Raw genomic sequence first — 16,285 nt, forward strand, 5'->3', positions numbered from 1 at the left:
CGGTCATCCCGCCCTGCGCGCCAGCTCCGGCCCCTGAGCCTGTCGATCCGGCCCCTGAGCCTGTCGATCCGGCCCCTGAGCCTGTCGATCCGACCCCTGACCCTGTCGATCCGGCCCCTGAGCCTGTCGATCCGGCCCCTGAGCCTGTCGAAGGGCGGGCATCTCGGCGAGGAACGCGCCGGTGTGGCTGCCGCCCGCCCGCGCGACCTGCTCCGGAGTGCCGGTGGCGACCACCTCTCCGCCGCCTGCCCCGCCCTCGGGGCCGAGGTCGATGATCCAGTCCGCCGACTTGACGACGTCGAGGTTGTGCTCGATGACGATGACGGTGTTGCCCTTGTCGACAAGGCCGCCCAGCACCTCGAGCAGCCGTGCGACGTCCTCGAAGTGCAGCCCCGTCGTCGGCTCGTCGAGCACGTAGACCGAGCGGCCTTTCGACCGGCGCTGCAACTCGGTGGCGAGCTTGACCCGCTGCGCCTCGCCGCCCGACAGCGTCGTGGCCGACTGGCCGAGGCGCACGTAGCCGAGCCCGACGTCGACGAGCGTGCGCAGGTAGCGGTGAATGGCCTGGATCGGCTCGAAGAACTCGGCCGCCTCGGAGATCGGCATCTCCAGCACCTCGGCGATGTTCTTGCCCTTGTAGTGCACGGCGAGCGTGTCGCGGTTGTACCGCTTGCCGTGGCACACCTCGCAGTCGACGTACACGTCGGGCAGGAAGTTCATCTCGATCTTGATCGTGCCGTCGCCCGAGCACGCCTCGCAGCGGCCGCCTTTGACGTTGAAGCTGAACCGCCCCGGCTGGTACCCGCGCACCTTCGCCTCGGTGGTCTCGGAGAAGAGGGTGCGGATGCGGTCGAACACCCCGGTGTACGTGGCCGGGTTCGATCGCGGCGTGCGGCCGATCGGCGCCTGGTCGACGTGCACGACCTTGTCGAGGTTGTCGAGCCCGGTCACCCGCGTGTGCTTGCCCGCGACGCGTCGAGCGCCGTTCAGGCGCGTCGCGAGCACTTCGTAGAGGATGCCGTTGACCAACGACGACTTGCCGGAGCCGCTGACGCCGGTGACAGCCGTGAGCACGCCGAGCGGAAAGTCGACGGTGATGTTCTTGAGGTTGTTCTCGCGCGCGCCGACGACCGTCAGCATCCGCTTCTTGTCGATGCGGCGGCGCTGTGCCGGCACCGGGATCTCGCGTCGCCCGGAGAGGTAGTCGCCGGTGAGCGAGCGGCGCTCGGCGAACAGCGCCTCGAGCGGGCCGGAGTGCACGACCTCGCCGCCGTCGATGCCCGCTCGCGGGCCGATGTCGACGATCCAGTCGGCGGCGTGGATCGTCTCCTCGTCGTGCTCGACGACGATCAGCGTGTTGCCGAGGCCCTTGAGGGTCAAAAGCGTCTCGATGAGACGGCGGTTGTCGCGCTGGTGCAGGCCGATCGACGGCTCGTCGAGCACGTAGAGCACCCCGGTCAGCCCCGACCCGATCTGGGTCGCGAGCCGGATGCGCTGCGCCTCGCCGCCGGACAGTGATCCTGCCGACCGGCTGAGGCTCAGGTAGTTCAGGCCCACCTGGATGAGGAAGTCGAGGCGCGCGCGGATCTCGCGAAGCACGGCGGCGGCGATCTTGGCCTCGCGCTCGGTGAGCTCGAGGCGGTTGAAGAACTCGTGCGCGTCGCCGAGGCTCAACCGCGACGCCTCCGCGATGGAGTGGCCGTGCACGAGCACCGCGAGCACCTCGGGTTTGAGCCGGTCGCCGTCGCACGCCGGGCACGGCACCTCGCGCAGGTACTCCGACCAGCGCTGGCGCTGCGTGTCGGACTCGGCCTGCAGGTACTGGCGCTCGATGTACGGGACGACCCCCTCGAAGCCCGACGCATACCGCATCTCGCGGCCGTAACGGTTCTTCCACCGCACTGTGACCTTGTAGTTCTCGCCGCGCAGCACCGCCTCTTTGACGGCCTCGGGCAGCCGCTTCCACGGCGTGTCGAGCGAGAACCCGAGGTCGTCGGCGAGGCCCTGCAGCAACCGCTCGTAGTACTGGAACAGCCCCTTGCCCTGAGTCGTCCAGGGGATGAGCACGCCCTCGTTGATCGACAGCTCCTCGTCGCCCAGCATCAGCTCGACATCCACCGACATCCGCGTGCCCAGCCCCGAGCACGCGGGACACGCCCCGAACGGCGCGTTGAACGAGAAGGTGCGCGGCTCGATCTCGGTCAGCTGCAGCGCGTGGCCGTTGGGGCACGCGAGCTTCTCGGAGAACGACTGCCACCCGGCTCCCCCCTCCTCGTCCACGAAGTTCACCTGCATGATTCCGCCGGCAAGGCCCAGCGCGGTCTCGACCGAGTCGGTGACGCGGGAGAGGATGTCGGGGCTGGCCACCAGCCGGTCGACCACAACGGCGATGTCGTGCTTGTAGCTCTTCTTCAGCGCCGGCGGCTCGGCGAGCTGGACGAGCTCGCCGTCCACGATCGCGCGCGAGTACCCCTTGGCGCCGAGCTCGCGGAACAGGTCGACGAACTCGCCCTTCTTCTGCGTGACCACCGGCGCGACGATCTGGTAGCGCGTGCGCTCGGGCAGGTCCATGAGCTGGTCGGCGATCTGCTGCACGGTCTGCCGCTGGATGCGCTCGCCGCACTCGGGGCAGTGCGGCACGCCGATGCGCGCCCACAGCAGGCGCATGTAGTCGTGGATCTCGGTGATCGTGCCAACCGTCGAGCGGGGGTTGCGGTTGGTCGATTTCTGGTCGATGCTCACGGCAGGCGAGAGGCCCTCGATGAAGTCGACCTCCGGCCGGTCGACCTGGCCCAGGAACTGGCGCGCGTACGCGCTCAGCGACTCGACGTAGCGGCGCTGCCCCTCGGCGAAGATCGTGTCGAACGCGAGGCTGGACTTGCCCGAGCCGGACAGGCCCGTGAACACGACGAGCGAGTCGCGCGGGATGTCGAGATCGACGTTCTTCAGGTTGTGCACCCGGGCGCCGCGCACACTGAGTTTTCCGGAGGAGGCAACGGGGACGATGGGCACCCGACAAGTCTAGGTCGGGCCTCCGACACCGGCTCCGGCCGGGCGGTCCACCGCACTCACTCGGCGGCGAGCTGCGCGACGACCTGCCGGGCGGGGCGTCGCAGCGACCGCAGCACCGGCAGCGTCGTGGCTGCCACGATGATCACCAGGGCCACCGCGAAGATCACCCCGAGATCGGCCCACGGCATGATGATCCGTCCCGACACGCCCTTGCCGAGCGCCAGCACGCCCGCTGAGAACAGCGCCATGCCGGCGCCCATCATCACCAGGCCGAGCAGCGTCGCGGTGACCGTGATGATCACGCCCTCCAGCACGGGCACGAGCACCTGCTGCTTCCCGGTGGCGCCGACCACGCCGGCCAGCGCGAGCTCGGCCTCGCGCTGGCGGGACATCATCAGCACGACGCTGACGCCGCCGGACATCGAGATGAGCATGATGAGTCCGACCATGAACAGCAGCGACAGCAGGCTCGCGTGCTCCAGGCCCCCTTTGCCCACTTCGTGGAGCATCCCGCTGATCGAAGCCGACAGCGACCCGAGCCCGACGAGCAGCCCCACGGCCATCATGATCGGCGTCACGGTGCGAGCCAGGCGCTCGCCGCGGGCGATCACCGCCGCGCGCGCCAGCACCCAGGACGCCGCGCGCGAGGGCACCAGGGCCGTCCAGACGCGGGTGAGCAGGCTCACCGTCAGCGGCGCCCACAGCGACAGCACGATGCTCGTGAAGAGCATCACGAACAGGCTGCCCTGCATCACGATGTCGCCGCCGTCCACGCCGAAACTCGGGACGGCAGCCACCACCAGGACGGAGAGGCCGACGGTCCCGAGCAGAATCACTCCGCCGCCGATCCAGCGGCCGATCCCGAGGCCCCTCCGAACGGCTGCTCCCGGCGCCGTGCGCAGCGCCTCGACGGGCGGCACGGCAGCGGCCACCCAGGACTGGCGCATGCCGCCGATCAGGGCGACGAGGAGGAAGAAGCCGACGCCGAGGAGGATGAGGAGCGGATCCACCTTGATCACGGCGATGGCCGGGTCGACGCCGCGGTCGCTGATCGTCTCCCGGACGGCCGCCGGCTGGAACACGATCGCGAGGACGACGCCGATGACGGAGCCGATGATCGACACGATCGCAAGCTGGCCGAGCAGAATGCGGGAGACCTGGCCGGGCGTCGCCCCGGCCAGGGCGAGCCGGGCGAGCGCGCCGCGCCGCGACTGGACGACCAGACCTGTCACCGCGCCGATCACGGCAAGGGTGCCGATGAGCGCGAGCGCGAGGTTCACGCCGGGCGTGATCATGATCGCCGGAGCCTCCCGCTCGGGGACGTTCCCCGTGCCGATGGTGGCGATGAGGCTGTCCAGCGCGAGGATGGCGAGCACGATGGAGAAGCTGGTCGCGACGAAGGCGATGAGCACCGCCAGCCAGGACGACCAGGCTGCCCGGAGCTCGGCGAGGATCAGGGCGCGCATCAGGCGGCCTCCTCCACGGCGGTCTCGGAGCGCGCCTCCAGCGCGGCGAGCAAGGACGCCACCGACGCGGTGGTCGGGTTCGAGATCTGATCGACGAGCCGCCCGTCCCGCATGAACACCACGCGATCGCAGGATGCCGCCACCGCCGGATCGTGCGTCACGATCAGCACGCACTGCCCCGGTGCCCCGCCGATCCGGCGCAGCTCGGACAGGACCAGCCGTCCGGAACGCGAGTCGAGGGCGCCGGTGGGCTCGTCGGCGAAGACGATCCGTGGACGCTGGGCGAGCACCCGGGCGATCGCCACGCGCTGCTGCTCGCCGCCGGACATCGACGAGGGCTGCGAGGATCCGCGGCCGGAGAGCCCGACCGACGACAGCGCCTCCTCGATCCGCGCCCGGTCGACCCGTTCGCCACGGAGGCGGAACGGCAGCGCCACGTTCTCGAACACCGACAGCGTCGGCATCAGGTTGTACGACTGGAACACGAAGCCGAGTTCGGCGCGGCGCAGCTCGGCGAGCTGTTTCCGCGAGCACTGCGCGAGACTGCGGCCGAGCAGCGCGACATCCCCGCCCGTCGGCCGTTCCAGGCCCGCGAGGCAATACATCAGCGTCGACTTGCCCGAGCCGGACGGGCCCATGATGGCGCAGACCTCGCCCTCGCTCACCGTGAGGGAGACGTCGTGCAGGATGTCGACCGTCGACGATCCTGCCGTGTACGACTTGTGCACGCGATCGGCGACGATGAGCGCGCCGGTGGGACGCGAGTGTTCGTTGGTCATGACGACAGCCTCACGGCTGAGGCGGCCTCGACGCATCGGCCGAGCGGGTCGAACGGTCTACGACCAAGGTCGTACCCGCCGAAAGACGTGGGGGCATCCCCGCGTTGCGACCGCACCAGTAGTGTCTGTGGCATGCCGGAGGAGACCACCGTGCCGCCAGACGCCGCCGACCCCGGCAGGGCGCGCGCCGGTCGCATCCGCGTGTCGCACCGCTGGGAGTCGCACGCTCTCTACTTGGTGGCGCTTGGGCTCGCGTACTACACGACCGTCGAAAGCGACTCGCCCACGCATCAGTGGATGCCGCACGTGCTCCTGCTTCCCTTCGTGGTCGCCGCCGTGCTCGCGCGCAAGCGCCTGCCGTACGCCCTGCCCATCGTGGGTGTCATCGGCTTCGCGCTCGGGACCTCCGCGGCGTTCCCCGTCGGCATGGCGAGCCTGGCGGTCCGGCGCCGAGGCTTGAGGGTGTGGGGGGTCGGCATCCTCGGCTGGGCGGTCGCCCTCGCCACCGTGTACCGCAGGTTCTTCGAGGCGTCATGGGAGACCACGGTGCAGCTGGTGCCGCTCGGGTTCCTGGGGTTTGCCGCCCTGCCGATCCTCATCGGCGGGTACATTCGCGGGAGCCGGGAACGCGAGGCCGCCGCGGTCGCGCGGGCGGTGCGCGCCGAGGTCGAGCGGGAGCAGGCAGCCGCCCGGGCCGTCGGCGCCGAACGCGAACGCATCGCGCACGAGATGCACGACTCCCTCGGACACGTGCTGTCCCTCGTGACGACCCAGGCCGGCGCACTCGAGGTGAGCACGACAGATCCGTCCACGAGGACGGCCGCCGAGTCGATCCGCAGCACGGCGCGCCGGGGGCTGGCGGACCTGCGCGCCGTCGTCCGGGCCCTGGGCGACGAGGACGTCAGCCGAGGCCCTGCGCGCGGGCTCGCCGCCATCCCGGCACTCATCGAGGAGAGTCGTCGCGCCGGGGCCACGGTGTCGTTCGCCGACGGGATCGGCATCCAGACCGCCGAGGTTCCCGACTCGATCGGGCGCGTGCTCTACCGGCTCGTGCAGGAGGCGCTCACCAACGCGCACCGGCACGCGCCCGGTTCGCCCGTCGACGTCGATCTGTCGGGTGCGTCGGGCGCCCGGGTGTCGATCGCTGTGGGCAACCCGCTCGCCCCGGGAGGTGAGCGGGGCGCAGGAAGCGGTCTGGGGACGCTCCGCAATCGCGTTGAGCTGCTCGGTGGGACGCTCGACGCCCGCGCCGCCCGCGGGATGTTCGAGCTGCGCGCCGAGCTGCCATGGGAGGCGCCATGATCCGCGTGTGCATCGTCGATGACGACGCGCTCGTGCGTGCGGGCCTGGGCACCATCCTCTCCTCCGCCGGCGACATCGAGGTGGTCGGCCAGGCCGCCAACGGAGCAGAAGTGGACGAGCTGGTGCGACGGACGCGCCCCGACGTCGTCGTGATGGATGTCCGCATGCCGCAGGTCGATGGCATCGAGGCGACCCGCCGGCTCACGAGCGAAGGCGGGCCGCGCGTGCTTGTGCTGACGACCTTCCGCCTCGACGAGCACGTCTTCGCCGCAATTGAGGCGGGCGCGAGCGGATTCCTGCTCAAGGACACTCCGCCGGCCGAGCTGATCGAGGCCGTGCGGGTCGTGGCGGCAGGCGACGCGATGCTGAGCCCCGCCCACACGCGCGCCCTCATCGAGCGGTACGCGGACAGCGGCCGGGAGCAGCGAAGGGATGCCGCGCGCGCCGTGCTGGGCGAGCTCAGTCCGCGCGAGCGGGAGGTTGCGGACTACGTCGCCGAAGGGCTGTCGAACGCCGAGATCGGCGCGCGCCTGTTCTGCTCGGAGGCCACCGTCAAGACCCACCTGACGCGGGTGTTCGCCAAGCTCGGCGAGACGAACCGCGTGCGTCTGGCGATCCTCGTGCGCGACGCCGCGCGGTGACGGGTCGGCCCGCCCGTCCAGGTTCTACCCAGGTCGTCCGGCATTTCAGCCCGTAAGGTGTGCAGGGTTTACCCGAAACCCGACGGAAAGAAGCCCCTTTCGTGAAGATGAAAAAGCGCGCCCTCACACTGACCCTCGCCCTCGCTCTCACTCTCGGCGCCGCCCCCGCAGTCGCGTCCGCGAGCGCCACGACCGCGCAGGCGACGGCCGTGGCGCAGGCCGGCGCCGCCGCGGCGGCAGCGTCCGGGCAGCTGATCGCGCCGATGGCGAAGAGCACCAAGATCCTCTCGCCGAAGAAGGCGAAGAAGCTCGCCAAGCGGATGCTCGTGAACCGCGGCTTCCGCACGAAGAGGCAGTTCAAGTGCCTCGTCAAGCTGTGGAACCACGAGTCTGGCTGGCGTGTCACCGCCGGCACCCCGAGCGGCGCCTACGGCATCCCGCAGGCGTACCCCGGCTCCAAGATGAAGAGCAAGGGCTCGGACTGGCGCACGAGCGCCCACACCCAGATCCGGTGGGGCATCGGCTACATCAAGAACCGCTACAAGACGCCGTGCCGCGCGTGGCACGCCTTCCAGCGCAAGGGCTGGTACTGAGGCGTCGCGACCGCCAACAGGTGAGGCCCGGAAGCAGTGCTCCCGGGCCTCACCTGTGACGGGCAGGGGATCCGGCCTCATCCGGGTGCGGGCGCGGACGGGACCGCGCTCACGCGTGGCCGGCGCGCTCCATCGCGCGCAGCTCCTTCTTGAGGTCTTGCACCTCATCGCGCAAGCGCGCGGCGAGCTCGAACTTCAGCTCGCCGGCCGCCGCGAGCATCTGGCCGGACAGGTCTTGGATCGTCGCCTCGAGCTGCGCCGCGCCCTCCGCGGCGATGCCCTCGCGCCGCAGGTTGGGCGTCGGGCTCTTCCCCTTGCCGCCCTGAGTGTGCCGCAGGGTCGACGTCGACGCGCCGCGGCGCGACATCATCCGGTCGGTGTCGGATGCCTCCCGCGCCAGCACGTCCGTGATGTCGGCGATGCGCTTGCGCAACGGCTGCGGGTCGATGCCGTGGGCGGCGTTGTAGGCGAGCTGCTTCTCGCGGCGGCGCTCGGTCTCGTCGATCGCGCTGCGCATCGAGTCGGTGACCGTGTCGGCGTACATGTGCACCTCGCCCGACACATTGCGGGCGGCGCGGCCGATCGTTTGGATGAGCGATGTGCCGCTGCGCAGGAATCCCTCTTTGTCGGCGTCGAGGATCGCCACCAGTGACACTTCGGGCAGGTCGAGCCCCTCGCGCAGCAGGTTGATGCCGACGAGCACGTCGTAGACGCCGGCGCGCAGCTCGGTCAGCAACTCCACTCGCCGCAGGGTGTCGACGTCGGAGTGCAAGTAGCGCACGCGCACGCCGTGCTCGCCGAGGAAGTCGGTGAGCTCTTCGGCCATCTTCTTGGTGAGGGTGGTCACCAGCACGCGCTCGTCGCGCTCGGCCCGCACCCGGATCTCTTCCAGCAGGTCGTCGATCTGGCCCTTGGACGGCTTGACGACGATCTTGGGGTCGACGAGGCCGGTGGGGCGGATGATCTGCTCGACGACGCCGTCAGCGATGCCCATCTCGTACCGGCCGGGCGTCGCCGACAGGTAGACGGTCTGCCCGATCCGGTTCTTGAACTCGTCCCAGCGCAACGGACGGTTGTCGAGGGCGCTGGGCAGGCGGAACCCGTGCTCGACGAGCGTGCGCTTGCGCGAGGCATCCCCCTCGTACATCGCGCCCACCTGCGGCACGGTCACGTGCGACTCGTCGATGACGAGCAGGAAGTCGTCGGGGAAGAAGTCGAGCAGCGTGTGCGGCGGCTCGCCCGGCTGCCGCCCGTCGAGGTGGCGGGAATAGTTCTCGATGCCCGAGCAGAAGCCGAGCTGCTGCAGCATCTCGAGGTCGAACGTCGTGCGCATGCGCAGGCGCTGCGCCTCCAGCAGCTTGTTCTGCGACTCGAGCTCGCGCAGGCGCTCGCCCAGCTCGTCTTCGATGGAGCCGATCGCACGCTGGACGACATCGGTTCCGGCGACGTAGTGGGATGCCGGGAAGATCGGCACCGACTCGAGCCGCTGCACGACGTCGCCGGTGAGCGGGTGCAGCATGTAGAGCGCCTCGATCTCGTCGCCGAACAGCTCGATGCGCACCGCGAACTCCTCGTAGACCGGGATGATCTCGATGGTGTCGCCGCGGACGCGGAAGTTGCCCCGCGAGAAGTCGACGTCGTTGCGGTTGTACTGCATCGCGATGAACTGGCGGATGAGCGCGTCGCGGTCGTAGCGCTCCCCCACCTGCAAGGCCACCATCGCCCGCAGATACTCCTCCGGCGCGCCCAGTCCGTAGATGCACGACACCGTGCTCACCACCACGACGTCTCGCCGGCTCAGCAGCGAGTTGGTCGTGGAGTGCCGCAGCCGCTCGACCTCGGCGTTGATCGAGGAGTCTTTCTCGATGAAGGTGTCGGTCTGCGGAACGTACGCCTCGGGTTGGTAGTAGTCGTAGTAGCTCACGAAGTACTCGACCGCGTTGTTCGGCATGAGGTCGCGGAACTCGTTCGCCAGCTGCGCCGCGAGCGTCTTGTTGTGCGCCAGGACGAGCGTGGGACGCTGCACTTGCTCGATGAGCCACGCGGTGGTCGCGGACTTGCCGGTGCCGGTCGCGCCCAGGAGCACGACGTCGGTCTCGCCCGCGTTGATGCGCGCCGCCAGCGCGGCGATGGCCTCGGGCTGGTCTCCCGAAGGCTCGTACTCGCTCACAACCTCGAAGGGCCGCACGGAACGTGTCGTCTGCACGGTTCCAGCGTATGCGGGCCCACCGACATCCGGGCCGAGGGGCGCCCCTCCATGCGGGCATCGATGCGACACTGGACTATGCCGCTCGTCGCCCTCACCGGAGGCATCGCATCGGGCAAGTCCACGATTGCCCGCCGCCTCGCCGACCACGGCGCGATCGTGATCGACGCCGACGCCCTCGTGCGCGACATCCAGCAGCCCGGCTCGCCCGTGCTCGCAGCGCTGGCCGCCGAGTTCGGCGCCGACATCGTCCGCTCCGACGGCTCTCTCGACCGCGCCGCGCTCGGCGCGCGCGTCTTCGGCGACGCCGAACGCGTCGCGCGGCTCAACGCGATCGTGCATCCCGCCGTGCGCGCGGAGTCGGAGCGCCGGTTCGCCGCCGCCTTCGCCGCCGACCCGGCGGCGGTCGTCGTGTACGACGTCCCTCTGCTGGTCGAGGCGCGCCTTGACGATCCGTGGGACCTCGTCGTCGTCGCCCATGCGCCCGCCGAGGTGCGCAAGGCCCGCCTGTTGGGTCTGCGCGGATTGAGCGAGGAGGATGCCGCGGCACGACTGGCCTCGCAGGCGTCCGACGACGAGCGCCTGCGTGCCGCCGATGTCGTTGTCGACACGTCGGGGAGCCTCGATGAGACGCTGGCCCGCGCCGACCGGCTCTGGGAGACGCTGTCGGCGCGCGGCGCGCGCTGACCTCGGCGAAAGCCGGTCGAACCTCAGCTTTCGCTCAACTGAGGAACCTTTGGGCTGCCCTGAGGGCGGCTTGAGGGACGGCTGAGGCGCCCCCCATAACGTCGTTGTTGTCGCACGAACGGAACCGCAGGTCCAGGGGGGACCGGCCCGCCGCGACACGACTCAGCCAGAAAGGCCGCACACATGTCTCCGATCACCACGACCCGCGCGGAGCGCCGGGCCGCACACAAGAACAAGCATCGCCTGGTCGTTGCCACCCTGCTCGCCGTGCTCGCCGTCACCGGCATCGGCGCTGCCGCCACGAGCGCCGCCTGGACCGACAACGTGTTCTTCTCCGCCACCGCCTGACGCGGCCGGCGCACAAAGACAGCTTGACGAGACACGACACGCGGAAGGAGGGGGACAGACATGGGAATGCTGCGTCGTATCGCACGGGGGACACCGTGGCTGCTCGCTTTCGTGGGAGTCGCGTGCGCAGCGGTGTGGGGGCTCACCGCTGCCGGCCTCATCAAGCCGCTCATCGTGATCTCGGGCTCCATGGAGCCCGAGATCATGACGGGCGTCCTGCTCGTCGACACGCGAGTGCCGGCGAGCGAGCTGCGGGAGGGCGACGTTGTCAGCCTTCCCCGCGAGCTCGCGAGCAACCTGGTCACGCACCGCATCAAGAGCATCACCGCCGCTGGGGACGGCGGGCGCACGGTCACCATGAAGGGGGACGCCAACGCGTACGAGGACAACCTCGACGACGCGGTGGCGGGTGACGTGTGGATGCCGCGGCTGCGACTGCCCGGGGTGGGAACCGCCATTGCCCGAATGACCACGCCCGCCGTGGCCGTGCCGCTCCTTGCGGGGCTGGTCGGACTCATCGGCGTGGTGTGGATGGTTCCCGCCCCGGTGCGACCGCGTGCGGTTGCACGCCCGGCGCCCGCGGCGATGGGGACCGCCGCGGGCGCTCGGCTCGCTCGATGCGAGCACCGGGCGCGGCCGGTGGGAGCGACATGACAAAGCGGGCCCGCATCGCGCTCACCCCTCGCCGTGCATGGCGGCGGGGCTTTCGCCGTCGCGGCCTCCTGCACGATGGGCAGCGCCTGCCCGCGGTGCCACCGGAACTGCGGATGATGGGGGCGCGCCATGGCGGGTGAGGCATTCAACCGACTGTTCTGGGATATCCTGACCGAGGTCGCTGAGCCGAATCGGGCGGCTGCGACGACACCGGGGGGTGATGCAGTGGAAGACTCGCGCGTGGCGGTCGTTGTCGAAGACGAGGCCGACATCCGCTCGCTGCTGGCGGATGTCCTCGAGCAAGCCGGTTTCACGGTGCACACAGCGGAGACCGGGCAAGCGGGAATCGAGCTGGTGCGCACGGTGAATCCCGTGGTCACCACGCTCGATGTCAACATGCCGGGCATGGATGGCTTCGAGACGGCACGGCGCATCCGCGCGGTCAGCACGACGTACATCGTCATGCTCACCGCGCGCACCGAGGAGATCGACGCGCTCCAAGGGCTGGAGTCCGGGGCGGACGACTACGTCACCAAGCCGTTCCGCCCACGCGAGCTGCGCGCCCGCATCGACGCGATGCTGCGCCGCCCGCGGGCGCACGTGGCGACAGCCGGCGGATCTCCCTCGGCGAACGGGTCGGCTCCCGCTGTTGACGATGAGCCGGAGTGGCTCGAGCACAAGGGCTTGCGCGTGTGCCCGGAGACCCGCGTCGCCGAGATCGAGCAGGCCGAGCTCGAGCTGACCCGCAGCGAGTTCGACATCCTCGCCGAGTTGCTGTCGGCGGGCCGCCGCGTAGTCGGCAAGGGAGAGCTCGCCCTGATGCTGCGCGGCGAGCGCTACACCGGGTCGGAGTACTTGAGCGACAGCGACTCGCGCGCCATCGAGGTGCACATGGCCAATCTGCGCCGCAAGCTCGGCGAGTCTCCGCAGAACCCGCAGTGGATCGAGACGGTGCGCGGCGTGGGCTACCGGCTCACGGCCCGCTGACGGTCGTCGAGCGCTCCGCCTCGCCGACCAGCACCGACGACTCGACGCTGATCGTCGCCTGCTCGGCCGCGCCGCGCGCGGCGCGGACGAGCTGGTCGGAATCGTAACCGAACGTCGAGGTGAGCGCGACGCCGACGCCCACCACGGGGATGACGCCGCCGGCGACGGCGCCGAGGTCCTCGAACACGCCGCGGTACACGAGGGCGGCCTGGCGGCGCGCCTCAGCAGGGCTCTCCGCCGTGATGCACAGCAGCAGGCCGGACAGGCCGTCCTCTCCGGCGATCGCATTCGACGGCGGATAGCGCCGCACGCCGCGCCGCCACGCGTCGCGCACCGAGCGCGCCACTTCGCTGCCGAACGCGGTGGAGATCTGCTCGAGGTCTTCGATCCTGACCGCGATGACCGCGACGAGCTCTTGACGCCACTGCGCGCGGGAGACGATCTCTTCCAGCATCGTGACGAACGGCCGGTGCGGCAGGATGCCGTCGCTGCCCAGCGTGTCGGTGGTGCGGCGCGCGAATCCGCGCAGGTCGGCCCGGCCGGCGCGCAGCACCGACGTGACCACGAGCGCCACGATCACGAGCGGAATCGTGACAAAACTGGACCCGACGGTGTCGAACCACTGCTGGTACACGGGGTGGTCGGGTCCGAGCGTGACGAAGACCACGAGCCGAACGGCGTAGTAGACGCACTCCGCCGCCATCACGAACGCCAGCCCCCAGGACGTGCGCTGGCCGCCCATCTCGCCACGCAGCGCCTGCACGGCGCCGAAGCCGCCGAGCAGCGCGAGCATGGCGAACATCGTCGCCGCCCCCGCCCACGTGCCCCCGTTCGGGCCCTCGGCGAGGACGGCGAAGTACGCGGCGAGGGAGGCAGCCACGACGGTGATCGCGCCGATGTCCACGCGATACCCGTTGTAGCGGCGGCATCCGAGCCACACAAAGCCCGTGCTCGCGACGAAGGAGCCGTTGCCGACCGCGACCGCCCACCACGTGGAGGAGTCTGCGGCCCAGATCAAGTACGAGATCGTCGTCAGCATGCCGGCGATGAACGCGAGCGACCAGATGCGCCCGGCGCCTTCGTCGCGCCGCACGAGCGTCTCGAGCACGAAGACCACGCCGGCGGTCATCACGACGAGCGCTGTCATCGCCGTCACCGAGAGGGTGTCGAAGTTCATGGTTCCCTTCCTGCGTCAGCGTCCGCGCCGCTGGGCACACGGTCGTCCGTCTCCGCTACGGCTTCGACCGGCGGCAGCCCGCGCCGCTGCGGGCCGAACGAGGTGACGGGGTCGGGCGGCGGCTCCGGCGCGGGCATCCGCGGCGCGGGCGAGGCCGCCGAGCGCGTCGACGGCAGCCGCACGAGGAATGTCGACCCGACGCCCGGCGTGCTGCGCACCGTGATGTCGCCACCGTGTGCGCGCGCGATGTCGCGGCTGATCGAGAGTCCGAGACCCGTGCCCTGCACACCCGTCGCCCGCGTCGACTGGGTGCGGTAGAACCGCTCGAACAGCCCGGCGGTCTCGTCTTCGGTCATGCCCGTTCCGGTGTCGCGGACGAGAATCCACGTCGAGTCGCCGTCTGACGTGCTGCCGATCATGACGGCCCCGCCGTCGCGGTTGTACTTGATGCCGTTGGTGATGAGGTTGTCGACGACCTGGCGCACGCGCATCGGGTCGGCGTAGGCCGGCGCGGACTCCACTCCGGAGTCGTCGAGCACCACGGCACGCTCGCCGGCGCGCGGCTGCAGCGACTCCACCGCTGCCCGCAGCACATCGGCCACATCGATCTGCCGGGGGTTGATGGCGAGCTCGACCGACGAGCGCGACGCGCTGGAGGCCGCCAGGATGTCGGCGACGATCCCCAGCAGGCGCTCGGCGTTGCGCTCGGCAATCTGCAGCTGCTTGCGCGCCCGGTCGGGCACAGTCTCGTCGTCGATCGCGAGGTCGAGGTATCCGAGGATCGACGTGAGCGGGGTGCGCAGCTCGTGGGAGACGGATGCCACGAGGTCGTCGCGCGCACGCAACGCGGTGAGCTCGGCGGTGACGTCGCGCGACACCAGCACCGCCCCGGCATCCGCCCCGTGCGTGTCGCGCAGCCGCCGCACCGAGACGCTCAGCGCCGTCCGCTCTCCGCCCCGCTCCTGGAACCACACCACCTGGCCGTCGAACGACTCGCCGCGCAGCGCTCGCTGCAGGGGCAGCTCGTCCGCCGGCATCGGCGTCACACCGTCGGCGCGGAACGCGGGGGTCGCGTCGACGTCCACTTCGCGCATCAGCGCGTGCTGGAGGCGAGCGTGGGTGTCGTTGGTGATCGAGATCGCGCCGCTCGGAGCGATGCGGATCACGCCGAAGTCGACGGCGTCCAGCACCTCGGTCACGGACTGCTCCTGGCGCCGGGCGCGCTCCAGCGCCGTTCCCAGCAGCCGCGCCTGCTTGTCCAGCAGCACCCGCTGGGCAGACGAGCGGCGCGCGGTGAGGAAGCTCACACCGCCGACGGCGACGATCACGAGGGGAAGGAGGAGGCTTGCCACGCTGAGCGGGTTGCCGGAGGTCAGCACCGTCGTCACGACGAACAGCGCGATCATCGCCGCGCACCCCGCGAGCAACCCGATCAGCCCGAACATCGACGCCAGCCACATCACCGGGAAGATCCACAACAGCTCGATGCCGGGCTGGAGGGCGGAAAAGCGCATGGCGGCGATGGCCAGGATGTCGGCCGCCGGCACGATCACCAGCCACCCGATGGGCACGGCCTTCCACGGGAACACGAGCGTCAACGCCGACACCACGAAGATCGTCACGACGCCGCCGAAGTAGATCGACAGACGCGCCTGGTGGTCGGTGATCACGATGATGACCGTGAGCGCGAGCACCACCGCGCCCAGGAGCAGCTGGTTCAGGGCCGCCGTGCGCTCCACCGCGTGGTCCGACGCGGACTGATACCCCGACAGACGCGTGCGAAGCGTGGGCCCGCGCGTGTCCGACATACTCCGACGCTACCGCGCCCGCCTTGCCAGCCGCCGAGGCAAGCCGGGCTTGACCACGCGCGAGCAACGAAGAAGGAGGCAGGCGCCGGTGCGCCTGCCTCCTTCCGAACTCGTCAGCCGATCAGCGGCCGGACAGCTTCTCGCGCAGCGCGGCGAGCGACTCGTCGTCGGCCAGCGTGCCGGCAGGGCCGGACTCGCTCGCGAACGACGACGGCGCGTCGCCCGCGCCCTTGTCGGCGGCCTCCGCCTCGAGCGTCTTCGTGACCTGCGCCTTGTGGGCCTCCCAGCGCGCCTGGGCAGCGGCGTACTCCTGCTCCCACTTCTCGCGCTGCTCCTCGAAGCCTTCCTTCCACTGGTTGGTCTCCGGGTCGAAGCCCTCGGGGTACTTGTACTCCCCGTTCTCGTCGTACTCGGTGGCCATGCCATAGAGGGCGGGGTCGAACTCGGCGCCGAACGGGTCGACCGACTCGTTGGCCTGCTTGAGCGACAGCGAGATGCGACGGCGCTCGAGGTCGATGTCGATGACCTTGACGAAGACCTCCTCGCCGACCGACACGACCTGCTCGGCGAGCTCGACGTGCTTGCCCGACAGCTCGGAGATGTGCACGAGGCCCTCGATGCCGTC

At 70.3% G+C, this 16,285-nt stretch carries 14 protein-coding genes; 7 read left to right on the forward strand and 7 right to left on the reverse strand.

Annotated elements, in window-relative coordinates:
• Positions 1-3: 3 nt before the first annotated feature.
• From uvrA to QM611_RS00380, 3 genes are read right to left on the reverse strand one after another with little or no spacing between them, the layout of a single operon-like run.
• Positions 4-3,012 carry an excinuclease ABC subunit UvrA gene (gene uvrA, locus QM611_RS00370; RefSeq protein ID WP_415077884.1) on the reverse strand — a complete coding sequence of 1,003 codons (3,009 nt, stop codon included), beginning with the start codon at positions 3,010-3,012 and terminating at the stop codon, positions 4-6.
• A 56-nt stretch (positions 3,013-3,068) separates the two neighbouring features.
• Positions 3,069-4,478, reverse strand: a complete 1,410-nt coding sequence (locus QM611_RS00375) for an FtsX-like permease family protein (RefSeq protein WP_415077885.1) — start codon at positions 4,476-4,478, stop codon at positions 3,069-3,071.
• Positions 4,478-5,257: an ABC transporter ATP-binding protein gene (locus QM611_RS00380; protein WP_415077886.1), complete on the reverse strand. Its 780-nt coding sequence runs from the start codon at positions 5,255-5,257 to the stop codon at positions 4,478-4,480. Before QM611_RS00380 ends, QM611_RS00375 begins: the two co-directional genes overlap by 1 nt.
• Before the next feature lie 132 nt (positions 5,258-5,389).
• Here QM611_RS00380 and QM611_RS00385 point away from each other — a divergent pair, with 132 nt between their 5' ends.
• From QM611_RS00385 to QM611_RS00395, 3 genes are all read left to right on the forward strand, one after another.
• On the forward strand, positions 5,390-6,559 hold the full coding sequence (locus QM611_RS00385; protein ID WP_415077887.1) for a sensor histidine kinase: 1,170 nt from the start codon (positions 5,390-5,392) through the stop codon (positions 6,557-6,559).
• Positions 6,556-7,200 carry a response regulator transcription factor gene (locus QM611_RS00390; protein ID WP_415077888.1) on the forward strand — a complete coding sequence of 215 codons (645 nt, stop codon included), beginning with the start codon at positions 6,556-6,558 and terminating at the stop codon, positions 7,198-7,200. The genes QM611_RS00385 and QM611_RS00390 overlap by 4 nt, the downstream gene beginning before the upstream one ends.
• A 101-nt stretch (positions 7,201-7,301) precedes the next feature.
• On the forward strand, positions 7,302-7,793 hold the full coding sequence (locus QM611_RS00395) for a hypothetical protein (protein WP_415077889.1): 492 nt from the start codon (positions 7,302-7,304) through the stop codon (positions 7,791-7,793).
• 109 nt (positions 7,794-7,902) lie between these two features.
• Here QM611_RS00395 and uvrB read toward each other — a convergent pair whose 3' ends face one another.
• Entirely contained in the window at positions 7,903-9,999 is a 2,097-nt protein-coding gene (gene uvrB, locus QM611_RS00400) for an excinuclease ABC subunit UvrB (RefSeq protein WP_415077890.1), read from the reverse strand.
• Positions 10,000-10,077: 78 nt separating this feature from the next.
• Here uvrB and coaE point away from each other — a divergent pair, with 78 nt between their 5' ends.
• The 4 genes from coaE (at position 10,078) to QM611_RS00420 (ending at position 12,675) form a co-directional block, all read left to right on the forward strand.
• Positions 10,078-10,686: a dephospho-CoA kinase gene (coaE, locus tag QM611_RS00405; protein ID WP_415077892.1), complete on the forward strand. Its 609-nt coding sequence runs from the start codon at positions 10,078-10,080 to the stop codon at positions 10,684-10,686.
• A gap of 183 nt (positions 10,687-10,869) precedes the next feature.
• On the forward strand, positions 10,870-11,034 hold the full coding sequence (locus QM611_RS00410; protein WP_415077895.1) for a hypothetical protein: 165 nt from the start codon (positions 10,870-10,872) through the stop codon (positions 11,032-11,034).
• A 66-nt stretch (positions 11,035-11,100) separates the two neighbouring features.
• Positions 11,101-11,688, forward strand: coding sequence for a signal peptidase I (locus tag QM611_RS00415; RefSeq protein WP_415077896.1), 588 nt, complete (start codon positions 11,101-11,103; stop codon positions 11,686-11,688).
• Positions 11,689-11,913: 225 nt separating this feature from the next.
• On the forward strand, positions 11,914-12,675 hold the full coding sequence (locus QM611_RS00420) for a response regulator transcription factor (protein WP_415077897.1): 762 nt from the start codon (positions 11,914-11,916) through the stop codon (positions 12,673-12,675).
• On the opposite strand, the gene QM611_RS00425 is transcribed toward QM611_RS00420, so the two are convergent.
• From QM611_RS00425 to QM611_RS00435, 3 genes are all read right to left on the reverse strand, one after another.
• The gene (locus tag QM611_RS00425) at positions 12,662-13,852 is read right to left on the reverse strand and encodes a hypothetical protein (protein WP_415077898.1); all 1,191 of its coding nucleotides are present in this window, start codon (positions 13,850-13,852) and stop codon (positions 12,662-12,664) included. The two genes, QM611_RS00420 and QM611_RS00425, sit on opposite strands and share 14 nt — an antisense overlap.
• Positions 13,849-15,660: a sensor histidine kinase gene (locus tag QM611_RS00430; protein ID WP_415077900.1), complete on the reverse strand. Its 1,812-nt coding sequence runs from the start codon at positions 15,658-15,660 to the stop codon at positions 13,849-13,851. Before QM611_RS00430 ends, QM611_RS00425 begins: the two co-directional genes overlap by 4 nt.
• Positions 15,661-15,781: 121 nt before the next feature.
• On the reverse strand, positions 15,782-16,285 hold a 504-nt coding region (locus QM611_RS00435; protein ID WP_415077901.1), incomplete at its 5' end, for a S1 RNA-binding domain-containing protein.

The organism is Microbacterium sp. (assembly GCF_047606685.1).
In the GTDB taxonomy this organism is placed as follows: Bacteria; Actinomycetota; Actinomycetes; order Actinomycetales; family Microbacteriaceae; genus Microbacterium.